Origin of the sequence: Streptomyces sp. NPDC058246 (assembly GCF_042881985.1) — a bacterium.
Lineage (GTDB): Bacteria > Actinomycetota > Actinomycetes > Streptomycetales > Streptomycetaceae > Streptomyces.
In genome coordinates, this window is sequence record NZ_JBHVWZ010000005.1 from 382,902 (window position 1) to 403,675 (window position 20,774).

The following is a 20,774-nucleotide window of genomic DNA, read 5'->3' on the forward strand; positions in this document are numbered from 1 at the left end:
CCGTCCTTTCATGGCCCTCAAGGCGTACGACCTCACCGGACGCACCGCATTCGTCACCGGCGCCGCGAGCGGTATCGGCCGCGCCTCCGCCGTCCTGCTCGCGGAGGCGGGGGCCACCGTTCACTGCGCGGACCGTGACGCGCAGGGCCTGCACGAGACAGCCACCCTGATCAAGGGCCAGGGCGGCACCGCCCATACCCACCCGCTCGATGTCAGCGACCGCGCGCAGGTCCAGCAGGCCGTCGCGTCCTGCGAACGCCTCGACATCATGGCGGCGGTCGCCGGGATCATGCACAGCAGCCCGGTACTGGAGACCCGCGACGAGGACCTCGACCGGGTACTGAGCGTCAACTTCAAGGGCGTTCTGTACGCCTGCCAGGAAGCCGCCCACCTCATGATCGCGAGGGGTGTTCGGGGCAGCATCGTCACGATGGCGTCGGGTGCCATAGACACCGGTGGACCTGGCCTGTTCTGCTACAGCGTGGCGAAGGCGGCCGTCGTGCAGTTGACGAAGACCCTGGCGACCGAGGTCGGCCCACACGGCATCCGCGTCAACGCGGTGGCACCCGGCTGGATCCGTACGCCGATGACCGCCCGTCACGGGGAGGCGCAGGCGCACACGGAAGCGTTCATGGCTCGGCTGTCCCCGCTGGGCCGGGTCGGCGACCCTGAGGACATCGCCCACGCCGTCCTGCACCTGGCCTCCGACGCCTCGACGTTCACAACGGGCCAGATCCTCCGCCCCAACGGAGGCGTAGCCATGCCTTGGTAATGCCATGCCGTGGTAGCCCTCCCCCACGCGCCACCGCCGTTTCCCCCTGCCACCGCCCTCTCCCTGCCGTCGCCCCGGCCCCTGCCAGCACCCCAGCGCCTGCCAGCACCCCAGCGCCCTGGTATCCGGCGCGCGGCGCCCGCCCCCGCCACACGCCCGAGCGCCCTCACACTCCCCACGCCGCTGCCGTACACCCCGGGCGCCCCCACACCCCTCGCACGCCCCTCGCGCGCCGACGCACCCCTGCCCGCAAGCGCCCGCGCGAACCCACACACCGACACCCGCCCGCACCACCCCGGCTCGCACGCCGGCACCCACCCACGCCACGCCCCCGGCTCGCGCACACTCCCCGCGCGCCACCGCTCCCCTTCCACACGCCCCAGGCGCCCCCCACTCCCGTACGCCCAACCGGCACTCCCCCGAGCGCTCCCCCTCGCCCCTCACCCCTCTCCCGCTACCCCACACCCCCCACACGCCCCCGACGCGCCCCCCTCCGCCGCCAAGCCTCCTGCCAGGACTGGAGCCAGGTGTCCGACCCCACGGCCCCCGGCGCTCGCGCCTTCGGGGCGCAGTGGACCGGCAGTAGGCTCAACCCCCATCCCCCGGCCGCGATCGCCCCCTCCAGCACGCCGGCGCCGGGCATCAGTGCGAGCCGGAGCACGCTCCACCACCACAGCGCACCGAGCCCCAGCGCGACCCCCCAGCGCACTATCCGCCCTGCCATGGTGCCCACCTCCAGCCCGACGCTAGACAGCCGCTTCACGCCCCGACAGGGCGCACCAGCGGCACACAGGCGCATCCCGGGCGACACCCGCGGGCGGTCACCCGTTCTCCGCCTGGAACATCCAGTGATGCTTTTCCAGGTCGGCCGTGATCCCGATGAAGATGTCCTGACTCACCGGATCCGGCTCCGCGGTCGCCGCGACGCGCTCACGCATGCGCGTGATCACCGCGCTCAGCGCCTCCACAAGCGTCTTCACGGCGTCGGTGTCCCTCACCCAGCCTTCGGGCGTCGCGCCGATTCCGCTGCTGGTGGCCACGGTCGCGGCCCGGCCGTCCGGCGGGACACCCAGCGTCGAGGCGCGCTCCGCCACGGTGTCGGAGTGCAGCCGCGCGCTGTCCACCACGTCGTCGAGCTGGAGGTGGATGGAGCGGAAGCGCGGACCCACCACGTTCCAGTGGACCTGTTTCGCCACGAGGGAGAGGTCCACGAGATCGACCAGCGCGCCTTGCAGTGCCCCGGCCACGGTCTTCAGGTCGGCGTCGGACAACGGGCTCTTCACGACATACATGCGGGATCCTCCGATTACGACGATGACGATGACGATCACAGTGATCGCGATGAACACGACGTCCATCCGGCGATCCGCCGACCGGTCCGCGTCGTGCCCCTCCACCATGGCCGCCTCACCAGATACCGGCAAATGGACCCATACAGGACACCCGTCGGGACGTCCGTCGGGACACCCGCCGGGACACCATCGGGACACCCATCAGGACGCCGATCCAGGACACCTATGCCACGGCCGTCAAACACCCGCCCCACGCGAAAGCCCCGGCCGTACCCCTCCAGGTGTCCCTGGAGAAGCCCGGCCGGGGCTTCACACGCTCGCTCAGCTCATGAGCGCCGGCTCATGAGCGTCAGGCGGCGACGACGTCGACCGCCTCGGCAGGCGCCTTGATCGTGACCCGTTCCGGTGGCACACCGGTCACCGATACGGAATTGAGCATCGGGCGACGCACCGGTGCGGGCACCGGTTCGGTGGCCGCAGCCGACTGTGCCAGCTCGGCGAGGGCGAGCTCGTCGCTCACTTCTCGCATGAGCTCGGACATCCGTACGTCCAGCGCGTCGCAGATCGCGGAGAGCAGCTCGGAGGATGCCTCCTTCTGCCCCCGCTCCACCTCGGAGAGATAGCCGAGTGAGACTCGGGCGGACGAGGAGACTTCGCGCAGAGTACGGCCCTGGCGCTGGCGCTGCCGACGCAGCACGTCACCCAGCAGGCGACGGAGCAGAATCATCGGTGGCTCCCTCCTCGGACCGCGTAGCCGCATCCTTCACGCCCCACCGTACCGCCTTGCGCCGCGGCCGTGCGGGGAGCGATGTCGTGTTCACTCAGGGCTGCAAACATCAAAACCCCCCGTTCTGTTCCGTATCCTGTGCCCGCTCATTCCCGGTCTGTTCGCCCGCCAGCTCCCTCAGGAGCAGTGCGAGTACGCTCCGTACACTCTCCATACGGATTTCCGCCCGGTCGCCGTTCAACCTCAGCGGTAGCACTTTCCCGCCACCAGCGGGATGGAAAGAGGGTTGAGAAGGGCCGTCGACGGCCACGAAAACCGTGCCGACCGGCTGTCCGTCCTGGGGCTCGGGGCCGGCGACGCCCGTCGTCGCGATCCCCCAGTCCGCGCCGAGCGCCTTGCGCGCTCCGGCCGCCATCTGGGCCGCGACCTGCGGATCCACCGCGCCGCGCTCGGCCAGCAGAGTGGCATCGACACCGAGGAGCTCATGCTTGAGTTCGGTGGCGTACGCGGTCACCGAACCCCGGAACGCCTTGGAGGCACCCGGAGCCGCGGTGATCTCCGCGGCCACCAGACCACCGGTGAGCGACTCGGCGACGGCGAGCGTCTCGCCCCTCACCATGAGTAGTCGCAGCACTTCAGTGGCCAGGGAATTCACCGCTCCGCCTCCTCGGCCGCCGCCCGCCGCTCGGCGATCCCGCGCCTGCGCAGCACAATGGCCTGTCTCACATAGTCGAGCCCGGTGACCACGGTCAGCACGACCGCCACGGCCATCACCCAGAACCTCAGGGTGGCCAGCGGTCCCGTCAGTGCCAGCACGTACATCCCGACCGCCGTGCCCTGGGCCAGCGTCTTCATCTTGCCGCCGCGGCTCGCCGGGATGACCCCGTACCGGATCACCAGGAAGCGCAGCAGCGTGACCCCGAGCTCGCGCCCGAGGATCACGCCCGTCACCCACCACGGCAGATCACCGAGCGAGGACAGACAGATCAGCGCCGCTCCCATGATCGCCTTGTCGGCGATCGGGTCGGCGATCTTTCCGAAGTCGGTGACGAGGTTGTACGTGCGCGCCAGATGCCCGTCGAAGATGTCGGTGATCATGGCGACGGCGAAGGCCGCCCAGGCCCACGCGCGCATGGCGGGGTCGTACCCGCCGTCGGCGAGCATCAGCGCCACGAAGCCCGGCACGAGGACGAGCCGGATCATGGTCAGGATGTTCGCGATGTTCCAGAGGCTGGCCTGGTTGACGGCGGCAGCGCCCAGCTTCCCGGTCCGCACCGGCTTGCCGCCCCCCGGAGCACCGGATGCGCCGGGGGCGCCCGCCGCACCTTTCGCGCTGGGGGAGCCGCCCGCCGCGGATGCCGGGGCTCCGGTCATCTGCCCGCCTCCTCAGTACACGGGAGCGAGCCCAGGAGCGGCTCGGCCACCAGGTCGACACCTTCCGTCCCGACCACCTTGGCCTCGACGATACGGCCGACGGTCAGACCTTCGCCGCTCGTGAACAGCACCTGGCCGTCCGTCTCGGGCGCCTGGTGCTCGGCGCGGCCGACCGCACCCTCCTCGTCGTCGATCGACTCGACCAGCACGTGCACGGTCTCGCCGACGCGCTCCTCGGCGCGCTGGGCGACCAGTTCTTCGGCGAGCCGGGACACGCGCGCGAGGCGCTCGGCGACGACGTCCTCGTCGAGCTTGTGCTCGTACGTGGCCGCCTCGGTGCCTTCCTCGTCGGAGTACCCGAAGACGCCGATCGCGTCGAGGCGCGCGCCCGTCAGGAAGCGCTCCAGCTCGGCGAGGTCGGCCTCGGTCTCGCCGGGGAAGCCCACGATGAAGTTGGACCGCACGCCGGCCTGCGGGGCCTTGGCGCGGATGGTGTCGAGCAGCTCCAGGAAGCGGTCGGTGTCGCCGAAGCGCCGCATGGCGCGCAACACGTCGGGCGCGGAGTGCTGGAAGGACAGGTCGAAATAGGGCGCGACGTTCGGTGTCGAGGTCAGGACGTCGATGAGGCCGGGGCGCATCTCGGCGGGCTGAAGGTAGCTGACCCGCACGCGCTCGACGCCGTCGATCTCGGCCAGCTCGGGCAGCAGGGTCTCCAGGAGGCGGATGTCGCCCAGGTCCTTGCCGTACGAGGTGTTGTTCTCGGAGACCAGCATGATCTCCTTGACGCCCTGCTCGGCGAGCCAGCGGGTCTCGTTCAGTACGTCGCTGGGGCGGCGCGAGATGAAGGAGCCGCGGAAGGACGGGATGGCGCAGAAGGAGCAGCGCCGGTCGCAGCCGGAGGCGAGCTTCACCGAAGCGACGGGCGAGCCGTCGAGACGGCGGCGCAGGGGGGCGCGCGGCCCGGACTCGGGCGCCACGCCCTCGGGCAGGTCCTCGGGGGCGCCATGGCCCGGCAGCGCCACCTCGGAGCCGGCGTCCTGGCGCTCCGCCGGGCTGATCGGCAGCAGCTTGCGCCGGTCGCGCGGGGTGTGGGAGGCGTGGATGCCGCCGTTCAGGATGGTCTGGAGGCGGTCGGAGATGTCGGCGTAGTCGTCGAATCCGAGGACGCCGTCGGCCTCGGGCAGCGCCTCGGCGAGCTCCTTGCCGTACCGCTCGGCCATGCAGCCCACCGCCACGACGGCCTGGGTTCTGCCATGTCCCTTGAGGTCATTGGCTTCGAGGAGGGCGTCGACGGAGTCCTTCTTGGCGGCCTCGACGAAGCCACAGGTGTTGACGACGGCGACGTCCGCTTCCTCGGCGTCCTCCACGAGTTGCCAGCCGTCCGCCTCCAAGCGGCCTGCGAGCTCCTCCGAGTCCACCTCGTTACGGGCGCAGCCAAGGGTGACGAGTGCGACGGTACGGCGTTCAGGCATGGGCTCAAGACTACTTTGTCTCTCTGACAGCCCACGTCGACGGGGTTGGCCGATCTTGGCCAACCCCGTACCTGCTTGCCCCTTCGGACCGTTTATCCGACCTGGGGGTCGCCCTTCGTGTACGTGAGGCGCTCGACCGCGCCGGGCTGGAAGGCGTCCTCGATCTTCTTGCCGTTGACGTACAGCTGGATGGCGCCGGCGTCGCCGAGGATGAGGTTGATCTTCGAGCTGTCCTGGAAGGTCTTGGACTCGCCCTGCTTCAGCAGCCCGTCGAAGAGCATGCGTCCGTTGTGGTCCTTGGCGGAGATCCAGCTGCGGCCGTTCGCGGCGCTGACCTGCACGGTGACCTTGTCCTGCGGGGCGGCCGCGATGGCGCTGTCGGACGGGGCCGGCTTCGGGTCGGCGGGCTTGCTCCCGGACGGCTTGGTCACGGGCTTGCTGGTGGTCGGCGTGGACCCCTCGGCGACCTGCGTCTTCGTGTCGCTCCCACTGCTGCCCTTGACCATGGTGAACCCGACGAAGGCGATCACCGCGACGATCGCGGCGACCATGGCGGCGGTCCAGTTCGGTCCGCGCCGCTCGGGGCGGATACGTTCCGCCTCGAAGAGCGGGGCGGCCGGCGTCGGTGCGGGGCGCCCGCCGTGTTCGGCGTCGTACCGGGCGAGCAGCGGGGCCGGATCGAGGTGGACGGCGCGGGCCAGGGTCCGGATGTGACCGCGCGCGTAGACGTCGCCGCCACAGGGGGCGAAGTCGTCCTGCTCGATCGCGTGGACGATGGCGATACGGACCCGGGTGGCGTTACTGACGTCGTCGACGGTCAGCCCGGCCTCGATGCGCGCCTGCCGCAGGGCGCGGCCGATGGAGACCTGCTCGGCCTCTCGGTCGTCTTCGAACGGACGCTCGTCTTCAGGGGAGTTGCCGTCAGGGGAGTTGCCGATGGACACGGGGGCGCCTTTCGAGCGTGTAGCCACCTGTGCTGGAGGTTCAGTCTAGGGGGGGTGCGAAAGGGTGGGGCAACCGGGCGGTAGGACTTTGTACGCCATCAGAATGGCCGGTCATCCTGATGATGGGACATGTGCGTGTCCCTTCGCTCAACTTGACGTACGACACAGGGAAACGGTTGCTCGACGATCCCTTACGGGTGAGTCACGTTCGACTACCCCGTTCCCGCGAACCCACCCGTAAGGGCGACCGACCTGTCCCGTTTCCTTACGCTTCAGCTTCCCCACGAATCACTGCGAGCACTCCATCCAACTCGTCGGCCTTCACGAGAACGTCACGTGCCTTGGAGCCTTCGCTGGGGCCGACGATGCCGCGGGACTCCATGAGGTCCATCAGGCGCCCGGCCTTGGCGAAGCCGACGCGCAGCTTGCGCTGGAGCATCGAGGTGGATCCGAACTGCGTGGAGACGACCAGTTCCGCGGCGGCGCACAGCAGGTCGAGGTCGTCGCCGATGTCCTCGTCGATCTCCTTCTTCTGCTTGGTGCCCACGGTGACGTCGTCCCGGAAGACCGGCGCCATCTGATCCTTGCAGTGCTGGACGATCGCCGCGACCTCGTCCTCGGTGACGAAGGCGCCCTGCATACGGGTGGGCTTGTTGGCGCCCATCGGCAGGAAGAGCCCGTCGCCCTTGCCGATCAGCTTCTCGGCACCTGGCTGGTCGAGGATGACGCGCGAGTCGGCGAGTGACGAGGTGGCGAACGCGAGCCTGGAGGGCACGTTCGCCTTGATCAGACCGGTGACGACATCGACGGACGGCCGCTGCGTGGCGAGCACCAGGTGGATGCCGGCCGCGCGCGCGAGCTGCGTGATGCGCACGATCGCGTCCTCCACGTCGCGCGGCGCGACCATCATGAGGTCGGCCAGCTCGTCGACGATCACCAGCAGGTACGGGTACGGCGAGAGCTCGCGCTCACTGCCCTCGGGCAGCTTCACCTTGCCGTTCCTGATGGCCTCGTTGAAGTCGTCGATGTGCCGGTAGCCGAACGCCGCGAGGTCGTCGTAGCGCAGATCCATCTCCCGTACGACCCACTGGAGCGCCTCCGCCGCACGCTTCGGGTTGGTGATGATCGGCGTGATCAGGTGCGGGATGCCCTCGTACGCGGTCAGCTCGACCCGCTTGGGGTCGACGAGGACCATGCGGACGTCCTCGGGGGTCGCCCGGACCATGACGGACGTGATCAGGCAGTTGATGCACGAGGATTTACCGGAACCAGTGGCTCCGGCGACGAGTACGTGCGGCATCTTCGCGAGGTTGGCCATCACATAGCCGCCCTCGACGTCCTTGCCGAGCGCGACCAGCATCGGGTGGTTGTCCTCGGCCGCGTCCGCGAGGCGCAGCACGTCGCCGAGGTTGACCATCTCGCGGTCGGTGTTCGGGATCTCGATGCCGACCGCCGACTTGCCGGGGATCGGGCTGATGATCCGCACATCGGGGCTGGCGACGGCGTACGCGATGTTCTTGGTGAGCGCGGTGATGCGCTCGACCTTCACGGCGGGGCCGAGCTCGACCTCGTAGCGCGTGACCGTCGGGCCGCGGGTGAAGCCGGTGACGGCGGCGTCGACCTTGAACTCCATGAAGACGTTCTGGAGTGAGGCGACCACCGCGTCGTTGGCGGCGCTGCGCGTCTTGCCGGGTCCGCCACGCTCCAGAAGGTCGAGCGACGGCAGGGAGTACGTGATGTCGCCGGAGAGCTGGAGCTGCTCGGCGCGCGGAGGCAGCTCGCGCGGCGCGTCGGGCGCGGACTTGGTGAGGTCGGGCACGACGGACTCGACCGGCAGGGCCTCCTGCTTGGGCGGCTTGCCACCCTTGGTGATCTTGGCCCGAGCGGCCGGTACCGGCGTCGTCTCCTCGTACCCGTCGCGCTCCACGGAGACGCCCTGGGTCAGGTCGGCGACCAGCGGCGAGGGCGGCATCCCGTGCAGGACGGCTCCGTCGAGCGCGGCAGCGGCGGCCGCCGCGACGTCCACCGCGTCCATCGGCCGGTGCATGTCGGGCTGCTGCACGGCGGGCCGCCGAGGGCGGCTCCGGCGCTTGGTGAGCGCCTCGTGCTCCGCGCTGTCGGGGTCGTACGCCTCAGGGGCGCGCGAGCGCCTCCGCGAGCCCGCGGGAAGCGCCTCGCGCCACTGCTCGTCGTAGCGCTCGTCATCCTCGCCGAGGTCGTCATCGTGGAGGTCGTCCTGGACGATACCGAGCTTCTGGCCGAGCAGCCGCAGCCGCTGCGGAATCGCGTTGACCGGGGTCGCCGTGACGACCAGCAGCCCGAAGATCGTGAGCAGCACGAGGAGCGGTACGGCGAGGACGTCACCCATCGTGTAGGTCAGCGGGGTGGAAGCGCCCCAGCCGATGAGTCCGCCGGCGTCCCTTATCGCCTGCATGCCGTCGCTGCGCGCGGGCGCCCCGCACGCGATGTGGACCTGGCCGAGCACGCCGATCACGAGCGCGGACAGACCGATCACGATGCGGCCGTTGGCCTCGGGCTGCTCGGGGTGCCGGATGAGCCGGGCCGCGATGACGCCGAGCAGTATCGGGACGAGCAGGTCGAGGCGGCCGAAGGCGCCGGTCACCAGCATCTCGACGAGGTCGCCGACGGGGCCGCGCAGGTTGGACCACGTACCCGCCGCGACGATCAGCGCGAGACCGAGCAGCAGGAGCGCGACCCCGTCCTTGCGATGCGCCGGGTCGAGCCCCTTCGCGCCCCGCCCTATGCCGCGGAACATCGCTCCGACGGCGTGCGCGAGGCCCAGCCACACGGCGCGTACGAGTCTGTACACGCCCGCGGTCGGATTGGGCGCCGGCGCGGGAGCGGGCTTCTTCGCCGCGGTCTTCTTGGCGGGCGCCTTCTTGGCGGCTGCCTTTTTCGCGGGGGCCTTCTTCGCCGGAGCCTTCGTCGGAGCGGCCGCCTTCTTCGCGGGCGGCTTCTTGGCTGCGGACTGACGTGAGGCCATGTGTGTGAGGTTACCGGTGGAGACGACAGCGGACACGTGTGCCTACTGCTTCACCCGTTCGTGTCGCCCTTGCCGTGGCACGAAACTGACGTCGTCTCACGCGAGATGAACCAACTGACGCCGACCCGCACACGAGGGACCGCCCGACACCGACCCGCGCATGAGAGACCGCCCGACATCGACTCGCGCATGAGAGACCAGCCGAGGACTCGCACATGAGAGACCAGCTGACGCCGACTCGCGCATGAGAGACCGCCTGACGTCGTCTCATGCGAGAGGGACAGCTCGGCGACCCTCAGTTCTGCGACGGCACCGAAGATGCCCCGCTCCCCGTGCCCGGCTCCAAGGCGTCCAGGGCTCTGCGCAAACCCGTGAGTTTGCGTTCGAGATGGGCCGCGGTCGCCACCGCCGCCGCGTCCGCCGAGTCGTCGTCGAGTTGCTTGGACAGCGCCTCGGCCTGCTCCTCAACGGCCGCGAGCCGCGCGGAGAGTTCGGCGAGAAGGCCGGCGGGCTCCTTGGCCTCGCCGAGCGCCGCCTTGCCGCCACCCTCCAGCTGGAGCCGCAGCAGGGCCGCCTGCTCCCGGAGTTGGCAGTTCTTCATGTAGAGCTCGACGAAGACGGAGACCTTCGCACGCAGCACCCATGGGTCGAACGGCTTGGAGATGTAGTCCACCGCACCGGCCGCGTACCCCCGGAAGGTGTGGTGCGGGCCGTGGTTGATGGCGGTGAGGAAGATGATCGGGATGTCCCGGGTCCGTTCTCGCCGCTTGATGTGCGCGGCGGTCTCGAAACCGTCCATACCCGGCATCTGGACGTCCAGCAGAATGACCGCGAAGTCGTCCGTGAGTAGTGCTTTGAGCGCTTCCTCCCCGGACGATGCCCGCACCAGTGTCTGATCGAGCGCGGAGAGGATCGCCTCCAGCGCCAGCAGATTCTCCGGCCGGTCATCGACCAGGAGGATCTTGGCCTTCTGCACCATGGCCCGCCCTCCTCGCCCCGGCAGTGCACCGGGCGCCGCCCCAGGGGACGACTCCCTTGCGCCGCCCGTCCTTGTGCCGGTCATGGTAGCCGCACCCCGCCTGTCGCCACACCCTGTCACCGCGATGTCACTGTGCACATAGCAGAAACGTAGCGGGAGACCAGAAGGTTCCCCGAATCCCGTACTTCTACACGGCTTCGGCCACCGTCAGTTATGCCATGTCCGACCTGCCGCGCAGCCGGTCGGCGTGTGCGGCACGGCGCGTCCGGCCGCCGACACCGCGTGACGACCGGACCCGCCGTACAAGAGTCTGTCACTCCGCACGCATCCACTGCTCCATCACAGAGAGCAGATGATCGGGATCGACCGGTTTCGTCACGTAGTCGGACGCTCCCGACTCGATGGCCTTCTCCCGGTCGCCTTTCATCGCCTTCGCGGTGAGAGCGATGATCGGCAGTCCGGCGAACTGCGGCATCCGTCGGATCGCCGTCGTCGTCGCGTACCCGTCCATCTCGGGCATCATGATGTCCATCAGGACGACCGTCACATCGTCGTGCTGCTCCAGGACCTCGATGCCCTCGCGGCCGTTCTCGGCGTACAGCACCGAAAGGCCGTGCTGCTCCAGGACACTGGTGAGGGCGAACACATTGCGGATGTCGTCGTCGACGATCAGCACCTTCTCGCCCTCGAACCGGATACCGCGCCGCGGCTGCGATTCCGCGTCCGGCCGGCCCGCGGCCGCCCACTGCTCCTGAGCCGCCCGCGCGGCGCCGTTCGGCTGCCCCGGCAGCGCGCCCCGCTCCTCGACCGCGGACACCGCCCTGCGACGCCTCCTGAAGAGCGCGGCGGGCCCGTTCTGCGTCTCCTGGTACGACTTCACCTCGGCCGGCGTCTCGATGTCGACCCCGGACAGCTCGGCCTCGGAGGCGAGCAGCTCCCCCGCCTCCAGCGCCGGTGCGAGCTGCCCGTAGCCCTGCGGCGGCAGTTCGCTCGGGTACAGCGGCAAATACAGCGTGAAGGTGGAGCCGCGGCCCGGCTCGCTCTGCGCGTGGATCTCGCCGCCCAGCAGCCGCGCGATCTCCCGCGAGATGGACAACCCGAGGCCCGTACCGCCGTACTTCCGGCTCGTCGTGCCGTCCGCCTGCTTGAAGGCCTCGAAGATGACCCGCATCTTGCTGGCCGCGATTCCGATGCCGGTGTCCGTCACGGAGAACGCGATCAGATCGGCGTCCGCGTCGCGCAGCGCACCCGACTCCAGAAGCTGCTCCCGGATGGCCACCGGGACATCGGCGCCGGCGGGCCGGATCACCAATTCGACCGCTCCGGAGTCGGTGAACTTCACCGCGTTGGAGAGCAGGTTGCGCAGCACCTGGAGGAGCCGCTGTTCGTCGGTGTGCAGCGTGGCGGGCAGTTCCGGAGAGACCCGTACGGAGAAGTCGAGGCCCTTCTCCGCGGTCAGCGGGCGGAAAGTGGCCTCTACGTAGTCGACGAGTTGGACGAGAGCGATGCGGGTCGGCGACACGTCCATCTTGCCCGCCTCGACCTTCGACAGATCGAGGATGTCGTTGATCAGCTGGAGCAGGTCGGAGCCCGCGCCGTGGATCGTCTCGGCGAACTCGACCTGCTTCGGAGTCAGGTTCGTGTCCGCGTTGTCGGCGAGCAGCTTGGCCAGGATCAGCAGGGAGTTGAGCGGCGTACGCAGCTCGTGCGACATGTTCGCCAGGAACTCGCTCTTGTAGCGCATCGAGACCGCGAGCTGCTCGGCGCGCTCCTCCAGGACCTGCCGCGCCTCTTCGATCTCGGTGTTCTTGACCTCGATGTCGCGGTTCTGCTGGGCCAGCAGCTCGGCCTTCTCCTCCAGTTCCGCGTTGGAGTCCTGCAGGGCCTTCTGCCGGTTCTCCAACTCCGCCGAACGCTCGCGGAGTTGCTCGGTGAGCTCCTGCGACTGCCGGAGCAGCACCTCCGTCTTGGTGTTGACGGAGATGGTGTTGACGCTCGTCGCGATCATCTCGGCGATCTGGTTGAGGAAGTCCTTCTGGATCTGCGTGAACGGCGTGAAGGACGCCAGCTCGATGACGCCGAGCACGGTCCCCTCGAAGAGCACCGGAAGCACGATCACCTGCGCGGGGGGCGCCTCGCCGAGCCCGGAGGAGATCTTCAGATAGCCGCTCGGCGCGTTCTCCACGAGGATCGTGCGCTTCTCCTGGGCGGCCGTCCCGATCAGCGCCTCACCCGGCCGGAACGACGTCGGCATGGAGCCCATCGAGTAGCCGTACGACCCCAGCATGCGCAGCTCGTACGCCTCCTCGTCCTCGGCGTTCGCGTCCTTGCCGTCGACGAGTGGCATGGACAGGAAGAACGCTCCATGCTGCGCGGAGACGACCGGCGTCAGCTCGCTCATGATCAGCGAGGCCACGTCGTCGAGGTCGCGACGTCCCTGCATGAGCGCCGAGATGCGGGCGAGGTTGCCCTTGAGCCAGTCCTGCTCCTTGTTGGCGATGGTGGTGTCGCGCAGGTTGGCGATCATCTTGTTGATGTAGTCCTGAAGCTCCTGGATCTCGCCGGAGGCGTCCACGTCGATCTTCAGGTTCAGGTCGCCGCGGGTCACCGCGGTCGCCACGCGCGCGATGGCGCGCACCTGCCGGGTCAGGTTCCCGGCCATCTCGTTCACCGACTCGGTGAGGTCGCGCCAGGTGCCGTCGACGTCGCGGACGCGTGCCTGGCCGCCCAGTTGCCCCTCGGTGCCCACCTCGCGGGCGACTCGGGTGACCTCCTCGGCGAAGGACGACAGCTGGTCGACCATCGTGTTGATGGTGGTCTTGAGTTCCAGGATCTCGCCGCGGGCGTCGATGTCGATCTTCTTGGTCAGGTCACCCTTGGCGATGGCCGTGGTGACCATCGCGATGTTGCGCACCTGGCCGGTCAGGTTGGACGCCATCCCGTTCACGGACTCGGTGAGGTCCTTCCACGTACCGGAGACGCCCGGTACGCGCGCCTGCCCGCCGAGGATGCCGTCCGTGCCCACCTCGCGGGCCACCCGCGTCACCTGGTCGGCGAACGAACTCAGCGTCTTCACCATCGTGTTGACGGTGTCCGCGAGCTGAGCGACCTCGCCGCTCGCCTCGACCGTGACCTTCTTGGTGAGGTCGCCGTTGGCCACCGCCGTCGCGACCTGTGAGATGTTCCGCACCTGGTTGGTCAGGTTGTTGGCCATCACGTTGACGTTGTCGCTCAGGTCCTTCCAGATGCCCGTGACACCCGGCACCCGCGCCTGACCACCCAGGTTGCCCTCGGTGCCCACCTCGCGGGCCACCCGGGTCACCTGCTCGGCGAAGTTGGACAGCTGGTCGACCATCGTGTTGACGGTGGTGACGAGTTCGAGGATCTCGCCCTTGGCGTCGACGGTGATCTTCTTGGACAGGTCGCCCTTGGCGACGGCGGTCGTGACCTCGGCGATGTTGCGCACCTGAATGGTCAGGTTGTTCGCCATGAAGTTCACGGACTGCGTGAGGTCCTTCCAGGTGCCGGAGACACCCTGCACCTCGGCCTGCCCGCCGAGCATGCCCTCGGTGCCCACCTCGCGGGCCACCCGGGTCACCTGCTCGGCGAAGTTCGAGAGCTGGTCCACCATCGTGTTGAGGGTGTTCTTCAGCTCCAGGATCTCGCCGCGCGCGTCCACGTCGATCTTCTGCGACAGGTCACCCCGCGCAACCGCCGTCGCGACCTGCGCGATGTTCCGCACCTGCGCGGTGAGGTTGCCGGCCATGCCGTTCACGGAGTCGGTCAGGTCGCGCCACACACCGGCGACGCCGGGTACCTGCGCCTGACCGCCGAGGCGGCCCTCCGTACCCACGTCGCGGGCCACCCGCGTCACCTGGTCCGCGAACGCGGAGAGCTGGTCGACCATCGTGTTGATGGTGTTCTTCAGCTCCAGGATCTCGCCGCGCGCGTCCACGTCGATCTTCTGCGACAGGTCACCCCGGGCCACCGCCGTTGTCACCTGGGCGATCTGCCGTACCTGCGAGGTCAGGTTTCCCGCCATGAAGTTGACGGAGTCGGTGAGTTCCTTCCACGTGCCGGACACGCCGTCCACGCGGGCCTGACCGCCGAGGCGGCCCTCCGTACCCACGTCCCGCGCCATCCGCGTCACCTGGTCGGCGAACGACGACAGCTGATCCACCATCGTGTTCACGGTGTTCTTCAGCTGAAGCATTTCACCGGACACGTCCACGGTGACCTTCTGCGACAGATCACCATTGGCGACCGCCGTCGTCACCTGCGCGATGTTGCGCACCTGACCCGTCAGGTTCTGGAACGCCGTGTTGACGGAGTCGGTGAGGTCCTTCCACGTGCCGGCCACGCCCGGCACCTGCGCCTGGCCGCCCAGCTCACCCTCGACACCGACCTCGCGCGCCACGCGCGTGACCTCGACACCGAACGACGACAGCTGGTCCACCATCGTGTTGACGGTGTTCTTCAGCTCCAGCATCTCGCCGGCGACCTCGACGCTGACCTTCTGGGAGAGATCACCGTTGGCCACGGCCGTCGTCACCGCGGCGATGTCACGCACCTGCGTCGTGAGGTTCCGGAAGACGGTGTTTACGGAATCCGTCAGGTCCTTCCACGTCCCCGCCGCGCCCGGCACGTTCGCCTGACCGCCGAGCCGCCCCTCGCCACCGACCTCGTTGGCCACGCGCGTGACCTCGTCCGCGAACGTCCGCAGCGTCTCGGTCATCTGGTTGATCGTCTCGGCGAGCTGCGCGACCTCACCGCGCGCCGACACGGTCACCTTCTGCGACAGATCACCGCTCGCGACCGCCGTCGTCACCTGCGCGATCCCGCGCACCTGGGCCGTGAGGTTGCCGGCCATCAGGTTCACCGAATCGGTGAGGTCCTTCCACACGCCGGCCACACCGGGTACCTGCGCCTGGCCGCCCAGCTCGCCCTCGGTGCCCACCTCACGCGCGACGCGCGTGACCTCGGAGGAGAACGAGGACAGCTGGTCGACCATCGTGTTGACGGTGTTCTTCAGCTCCAGCATCTCGCCGGCCACATGAACCGTGACCTTCCGTGACAAGTCACCCTTGGCGACCGCCGTGGTCACGAGAGCGATGTCACGTACCTGAGCCGTCAGCCGGTACGCCATGGTGTTGACCGAATCAGTGAGATCCTTCCACGAACCGGACATACCGCGCACCCGGGCCTGGCCGCCCAACTTGCCCTCGGTGCCCACCTCACTGGCCACCCGCGTGACCTCGTCGGTGAACGTCGACAGCTGGTCGACCAGGTTGTTGACCGTCCGCCCGACCTTCAGGAACTCCCCGCGCAGGGGATGCCCATTGCCGTCCGCCGCCTGGGCCCGCAACTCCATGCGGGGGGACAAGTCGCCCTCCGCGACCGCGGACAGCACCCGCCCGACCTCGGAAACAGGCCGTACGAGGTCGTCGACGAGCGCGTTCGACGCGTCGATCGCCGCCGCCCAGGAACCCTCGCAGGCGCCCGTCTCCAGCCGCTCCGTGAGTTTTCCCTCACGTCCGACCACCCGCCGTACCCGCGAAAGCTCGCCGGTCAGGTGCAGATTACGGTCGGCCACTTCATTGAAAACCGCCGCGATCTCGGACATCACGCCGTCACCGGAGACCGTGAGCCGCTTGCGGAAGTTGCCGTCCCGCATAGACACGAGGGCGGCCAGCAGCCGGTTCAGGGCCGCCGTGTCCACCGCTGTGGTGCCGTTGCGCGGTGCGCGCCCACTCTTCAGGGACTGTCCGCCTTTCGCGCGCGTGTTCGTGCCCCGCGTCGCTGCGCCAGACTCCACTGTGTCCCTCCCGCAAGGGTCGACCATTACTGCTCGGCGTACTCGGGTACTTCTGCTCGGCGTGCCGGCAGACACTCAGCCTGGCCGGACCTTCTCCTGGAGCTTGCCCAGTGTTTCACCCTGGCTGAACCAGGCCATAACAGTTCGGCAGCTTCGCACATCGTCCGCACACCCTCCGGACGGGAGCACAAGCCTCGTCCGGACCGGACCAACGGAAACACTGGCGACCGGCATCCGCATGGACGGCGAAGGTAAGTAACCTTGCATGCGGCTGTCCAGCCGTGCCGGTCCCGTCCGGCCTGGGCGGTGGCACGAACACGAGCGGGCAGGCATCGGAGGGGCGCCGCACCATGACCACCGGACTGCATCCAGGGGGACCGCCCCAGGATCCCCAGCCAACGGGAAACCACGCTCTGCCCCGGCAGGAGCAGGTCGGCCACGGAACCCCGCACGCCGACAACCGGACAAGGAGTTCTGTGATCACCGCGCGCGCGGCCGCCAGTTTCGATCCTTTGGGGCGATCGGTCGCGACCGCCCGCTCCTTCGTCCGTGACACCCTCCAGGGCTGGGGCTTCGCGGACATCGTCGACGACGCCGTGGTCCTCACCAGCGAGCTGGTCACCAACGCTGTCGTGCATGCGGGCACCTCCGCGGACGTCCTGTGTCTGCGCAGCGACGACGGCGTGCGCATCGAGGTGGCGGACCGCTACCCGGAACGTGAGATTCCACTCCAGGCGACGGCCGTGAACATGGGCAGCCCCGAGCGCGAGGGCGGCCGCGGCCTCCAGCTGTGCGCGGCCCTGGCCGGCCGCTGGGGTGTCGAGTACACGCCCACCCACAAGCAGGTCTGGTTCCAGCTCGACCTCCCCGACCGCCCGGTCGGCACCCGCACCGCGGGCCCCTCCCTCCCCGCCGACCTCCTCCCGCTCGCCGACGGCCGCGTCCGCGTCGCGGTCGTCCAGATCGACCGCGTCGGCGCCATCAACGCCTGGAACGAGGACGCCGAGGAGCTCTTCGGTTACGCCGCCGAACAGGTCACCGGCAAGCCGCTCACCGACCTCGCGGCCTGGCCGCACACCCCCGGCACCAGCACCGGCATCGTCGAGGCCCTCCAGCTCTCCCGCTGGGAGGGCAGTTACGGCATTCGCGGCGCCAACGGCCGCGTCACACCCGTCTACGCCTCCCACCTCCGGGTCCGTGACACGGGCGGCGAGCCCTCCACGGTCTGTCTCCTCGTGCGCGACCACGAACGCGCCGTCCTGCAGACCCCATTGCGCGTCAGCGCCAGCGACACGACCACCAGCTCCGAGGGCCAGGCCTCCGACCCCTTCGAGGTCTTCATCGGCTCTCCGGCCCCCGACGACCTGGACGGCCTCCTCCAGCGCACCGTGGAGCGCGCCCGCGACATGCTCGACGGCGACTCCGCCTTCCTGCTCCTCGCGACCGACGACGAAACGGAGTTGGAGGTACGGGCCTCCACCGGCCTCCCCTCCGCCCGCCAGCGCTTCGCCCGCGTCCCCGTGGAAGCCGGACCCGGACGGTACGGCTCGGCCCGCATGCCCGCCGTACACGAGGACCTGACGGTCGTCCCCGGCGCCGTCCCCCTGCTCAGCGGCACCGGCATGCGCTCGGTCGTCACGGTCCCGCTGAAGGTCGAGGGCCGCCTCACCGGCTCGCTCGGCGTCGCGGCGGAAGGGCCCGGCAGATACTCCAACGAGGAGGCCCTGCGCCTCCAGTTCGCCGCCGACCGCATCGCCCTCGCGGTGGAATCGGCCCGCCTGGGCGAGCTGGAACGCCTGCGCCGCGGCTCGCTGTCCTTCCTCGTGGAGGCCTCCGACCTGCTCGCCGGCACCCTGGACCGCGACCAGACCCTGGCCCTCATGGCCCAGATGACGGTCCCCACGCTGGCCACCTGGTGCGCCGTCTACACGATCGCCGACCAGGCCTCCGATCCGTATCTCTCGTACGTCCTGCACGAGGACGAGGAACGCATCGACGGCCTCAAGGCGTTGCTCTCCAAGATCGCCCCGCCGGACCCGGTCCCGACCCCGGGCGCCCGCGTCTGGTCGGCGCCCGCCGAGGCGGCCCACCAGGCCGCCCTGCGCACCTCCATGCGCAGCCTGGGCCTGGGCGAGTCCCCTCCGGTGAGCTCCGGCATCGGTACGACGCTGGCGACGGCCTCGGCGGTCGGCGGCGAGACGGTCGTACTCCCCCTGGTGGCCCGCAACCGCGTCATTGGCATGCTGACCCTCGGCAAGCCCTCCGACGAGCACTTCCGCCAGGAAATCCTGGAACTGGCCGAGGACTTGTCCCGCAGGGCCGCCCTGGCGCTGGACAACGCCCGCCTGTACTCGGAGCGCACGGCCATCAGCCAGTCCCTCCAGCGCAGCCTCCTGCCCCCGGAGCTCCCGCACATCGAGGGCGTCGAGGTCGAGGTCATCTACCGCGCGGCCGGCGAGGGCAACGAGGTCGGCGGCGACTTCTACGATCTCTTCCCCATCCGCGACGGCGCGTACGGCTTCGCCATCGGCGACGTCTGCGGTACGGGTCCGGAGGCAGCGGCGGTCACGGGCCTGGCCCGGCACGCGCTCAGGCTGCTGGCCCGCGAGGGCTACGGCGGCCCGGCCGTGCTGGAACGGCTGAACTCCGCGATCCTCGACGAGGGCGCCCGCAGCCGCTTCCTGACGCTCCTGTACGGCGAGTTGTGGCCCCAGGACGACGGCAGTGCCGTACTGAAGGTGGTGTGCGCCGGCCACCCGCTCCCGCTGCGCCTGCGCCAGGACGGCACGGTCGAACCGGCAGCCGAGCCCCAGCCACTCCTCGGCGTCATGGACGACCTGGAGCTGTACGAGCAGATGGTCACGCTGGATCCGGGCGACGTCCTCCTGTGCGTCACGGACGGCGTCACCGAACGCCGTGAGGGCACACGCATGTTGGGCGACGACGGCCTCGCCGACGTCCTCACCACCTGCACGGGCCTGACGGCGGGCGCGGTCGCCGCCCGCATCATGCGCGCGGTCGAGCGCTTCGCCTCGGACGCCCCGTCCGACGACATGGCGATTCTGGCGATGCGAGTACCGGGCCTGCAGAACGACTGAGGCTCGGCTTCGACCCCGGGGTAGGCGAATCCGGAGCATACGAAAGGCCCCCGCCCGTAAGGGCGGAGGCCTTTTCTGTTTGAGCCCCCCAACGGAATCGAACCGTTGACCTTCTCCTTACCATGGAGACGCTCTGCCGACTGAGCTAGGGGGGCAGGTCACCTTTTCGAGGTTTCCCTCGCGGCAACGGAATAGATCATACCCCGAACAGAACCGTGCTCCCAACCCACGCCCATGGGGTCAGAAGGCAGGCTGGAGCAGACCGCCGAGCGCATTGCACGCGGAGACGATCCGCTGCATCTCCCGCTTGGTCAACGAGGCGTCCACAGGCAGCGCGAGAGTCTCGTCAGCGGCCCGCTCGGTCTCCGGAAGATGTACGTCCCGCCGGAAGCCCGGCATGCGGTGCACAGGCGTCTTGACCGGCACCTCGCACTCAACTCCCCTGGCCCGCACGGCTCGCGCGAAGGCATCCCGGTCCGGCCGCCCATTGCCCGGCACACGCACGACGTACTGCTGGTAGGTGTGCCCGTCACCGCCGTCGGGCGTCCGCACCCCGCTCAACCGTCCGTCGAGGTAGGCGGCCCGCTCCCTGCGCTGCGCGACCTCGTCGTACGGCGCCTCGGACTCTCCCTGCTCCAGCACCAGGAGCCCGTGCCGTTGACCGGCACCCCGCAACCGTGCCATGTCGGCCGACCGACCGAAGCGGTGCACCACAACCAGCGCCACCGACTGGGGAGTTACGACGGCTTCGACCGCACTCGGGTCGAGGCAGTACGTCGCCGGGTCTATGTCGGCGAAGACGGCCGTCGCACCGGCCCGCGTCACGGCCTCGGCGACCTCGACGTTCCCGAACGCCGGCACGATGACCTCGTCACCGGCTCCGACGCCCGCGGCCCTGAGCATTGCAGCAGTACCCATGCCGCGGATGCTTGTCGCGCAAAGTGAACACAAAGTGACGGACAACAAAAAAGAGCTGGTCCCCGAACCGAAGTTCGGGGACCAGCTCTTTGAATAATTGTTCGGCGGCGTCCTACTCTCCCACAGGGTCCCCCCTGCAGTACCATCGGCGCTGTAAGGCTTAGCTTCCGGGTTCGGAATGTAACCGGGCGTTTCCCTCACGCTATGACCACCGAAACACTATGAAACAGTCAACCGCACCACGCTCTGTGACAAACGTGGGGTTGTTCGTGGTTTCAGAACCAACACAGTGGACGCGAGCAACTGAGGACAAGCCCTCGGCCTATTAGTACCAGTCACCTCCAGCGGTTACCCGCCTTCCAGATCTGGCCTATCAACC

Annotated in this window: 13 protein-coding genes, 1 tRNA gene and 1 rRNA gene; 2 read left to right on the plus strand and 13 right to left on the minus strand. The window is 69.2% G+C overall.

Annotated elements, in window-relative coordinates; genetic code table 11:
- Positions 1 to 10: 10 nt before the first annotated feature.
- On the plus strand, positions 11 to 772 hold the full coding sequence (locus ACFVXA_RS10740; protein ID WP_362016960.1) for an SDR family NAD(P)-dependent oxidoreductase: 762 nt from the start codon (positions 11 to 13) through the stop codon (positions 770 to 772).
- Between the two features lie 454 nt (positions 773 to 1,226).
- On the opposite strand, the gene ACFVXA_RS10745 is transcribed toward ACFVXA_RS10740, so the two are convergent.
- The 10 genes from ACFVXA_RS10745 to ACFVXA_RS10790 form a co-directional block, all read right to left on the minus strand.
- On the minus strand, positions 1,227 to 1,496 hold the full coding sequence (locus ACFVXA_RS10745; RefSeq protein ID WP_362016958.1) for a hypothetical protein: 270 nt from the start codon (positions 1,494 to 1,496) through the stop codon (positions 1,227 to 1,229).
- Between the two features lie 97 nt (positions 1,497 to 1,593).
- Positions 1,594 to 2,064, minus strand: coding sequence for a DNA starvation/stationary phase protection protein (locus ACFVXA_RS10750; protein WP_362017600.1), 471 nt, complete (start codon positions 2,062 to 2,064; stop codon positions 1,594 to 1,596).
- 349 nt (positions 2,065 to 2,413) lie between these two features.
- On the minus strand, positions 2,414 to 2,791 hold the full coding sequence (locus ACFVXA_RS10755; protein ID WP_037620346.1) for a helix-turn-helix domain-containing protein: 378 nt from the start codon (positions 2,789 to 2,791) through the stop codon (positions 2,414 to 2,416).
- A 109-nt stretch (positions 2,792 to 2,900) separates the two neighbouring features.
- Complete coding sequence (locus ACFVXA_RS10760) at positions 2,901 to 3,446, minus strand: CinA family protein (protein ID WP_362016955.1); 546 nt, start codon at positions 3,444 to 3,446, stop codon at positions 2,901 to 2,903.
- On the minus strand, positions 3,443 to 4,165 hold the full coding sequence (gene pgsA, locus ACFVXA_RS10765; protein WP_383906485.1) for a CDP-diacylglycerol--glycerol-3-phosphate 3-phosphatidyltransferase: 723 nt from the start codon (positions 4,163 to 4,165) through the stop codon (positions 3,443 to 3,445). The genes ACFVXA_RS10760 and pgsA overlap by 4 nt, the downstream gene beginning before the upstream one ends.
- The gene (gene rimO / locus ACFVXA_RS10770) at positions 4,162 to 5,637 is read right to left on the minus strand and encodes a 30S ribosomal protein S12 methylthiotransferase RimO (protein WP_383740457.1); all 1,476 of its coding nucleotides are present in this window, start codon (positions 5,635 to 5,637) and stop codon (positions 4,162 to 4,164) included. Before rimO ends, pgsA begins: the two co-directional genes overlap by 4 nt.
- A gap of 92 nt (positions 5,638 to 5,729) precedes the next feature.
- Positions 5,730 to 6,581, minus strand: coding sequence for a RodZ domain-containing protein (locus tag ACFVXA_RS10775; RefSeq protein WP_362016949.1), 852 nt, complete (start codon positions 6,579 to 6,581; stop codon positions 5,730 to 5,732).
- A 265-nt stretch (positions 6,582 to 6,846) separates the two neighbouring features.
- Positions 6,847 to 9,585, minus strand: coding sequence for a DNA translocase FtsK (locus tag ACFVXA_RS10780; RefSeq protein ID WP_383740459.1), 2,739 nt, complete (start codon positions 9,583 to 9,585; stop codon positions 6,847 to 6,849).
- Between the two features lie 295 nt (positions 9,586 to 9,880).
- The gene (locus ACFVXA_RS10785; protein WP_362016945.1) at positions 9,881 to 10,564 is read right to left on the minus strand and encodes a response regulator; all 684 of its coding nucleotides are present in this window, start codon (positions 10,562 to 10,564) and stop codon (positions 9,881 to 9,883) included.
- Positions 10,565 to 10,877: 313 nt separating this feature from the next.
- Positions 10,878 to 16,379: a HAMP domain-containing protein gene (locus ACFVXA_RS10790; protein ID WP_383906483.1), complete on the minus strand. Its 5,502-nt coding sequence runs from the start codon at positions 16,377 to 16,379 to the stop codon at positions 10,878 to 10,880.
- A gap of 350 nt (positions 16,380 to 16,729) precedes the next feature.
- Here ACFVXA_RS10790 and ACFVXA_RS10795 point away from each other — a divergent pair, with 350 nt between their 5' ends.
- Entirely contained in the window at positions 16,730 to 19,477 is a 2,748-nt protein-coding gene (locus ACFVXA_RS10795; protein ID WP_362016941.1) for a SpoIIE family protein phosphatase, read from the plus strand.
- Positions 19,478 to 19,559: 82 nt separating this feature from the next.
- On the opposite strand, the gene ACFVXA_RS10800 is transcribed toward ACFVXA_RS10795, so the two are convergent.
- From ACFVXA_RS10800 to rrf, 3 genes are all read right to left on the minus strand, one after another.
- Positions 19,560 to 19,632: transfer RNA gene (locus tag ACFVXA_RS10800), tRNA-Thr, on the minus strand.
- A gap of 85 nt (positions 19,633 to 19,717) precedes the next feature.
- Positions 19,718 to 20,380, minus strand: a complete 663-nt coding sequence (locus tag ACFVXA_RS10805; protein WP_383906620.1) for a DegT/DnrJ/EryC1/StrS family aminotransferase — start codon at positions 20,378 to 20,380, stop codon at positions 19,718 to 19,720.
- A 114-nt stretch (positions 20,381 to 20,494) separates the two neighbouring features.
- Positions 20,495 to 20,611 (minus strand): 5S ribosomal RNA (gene rrf / locus ACFVXA_RS10810).
- Positions 20,612 to 20,774 lie beyond the last annotated feature (163 nt).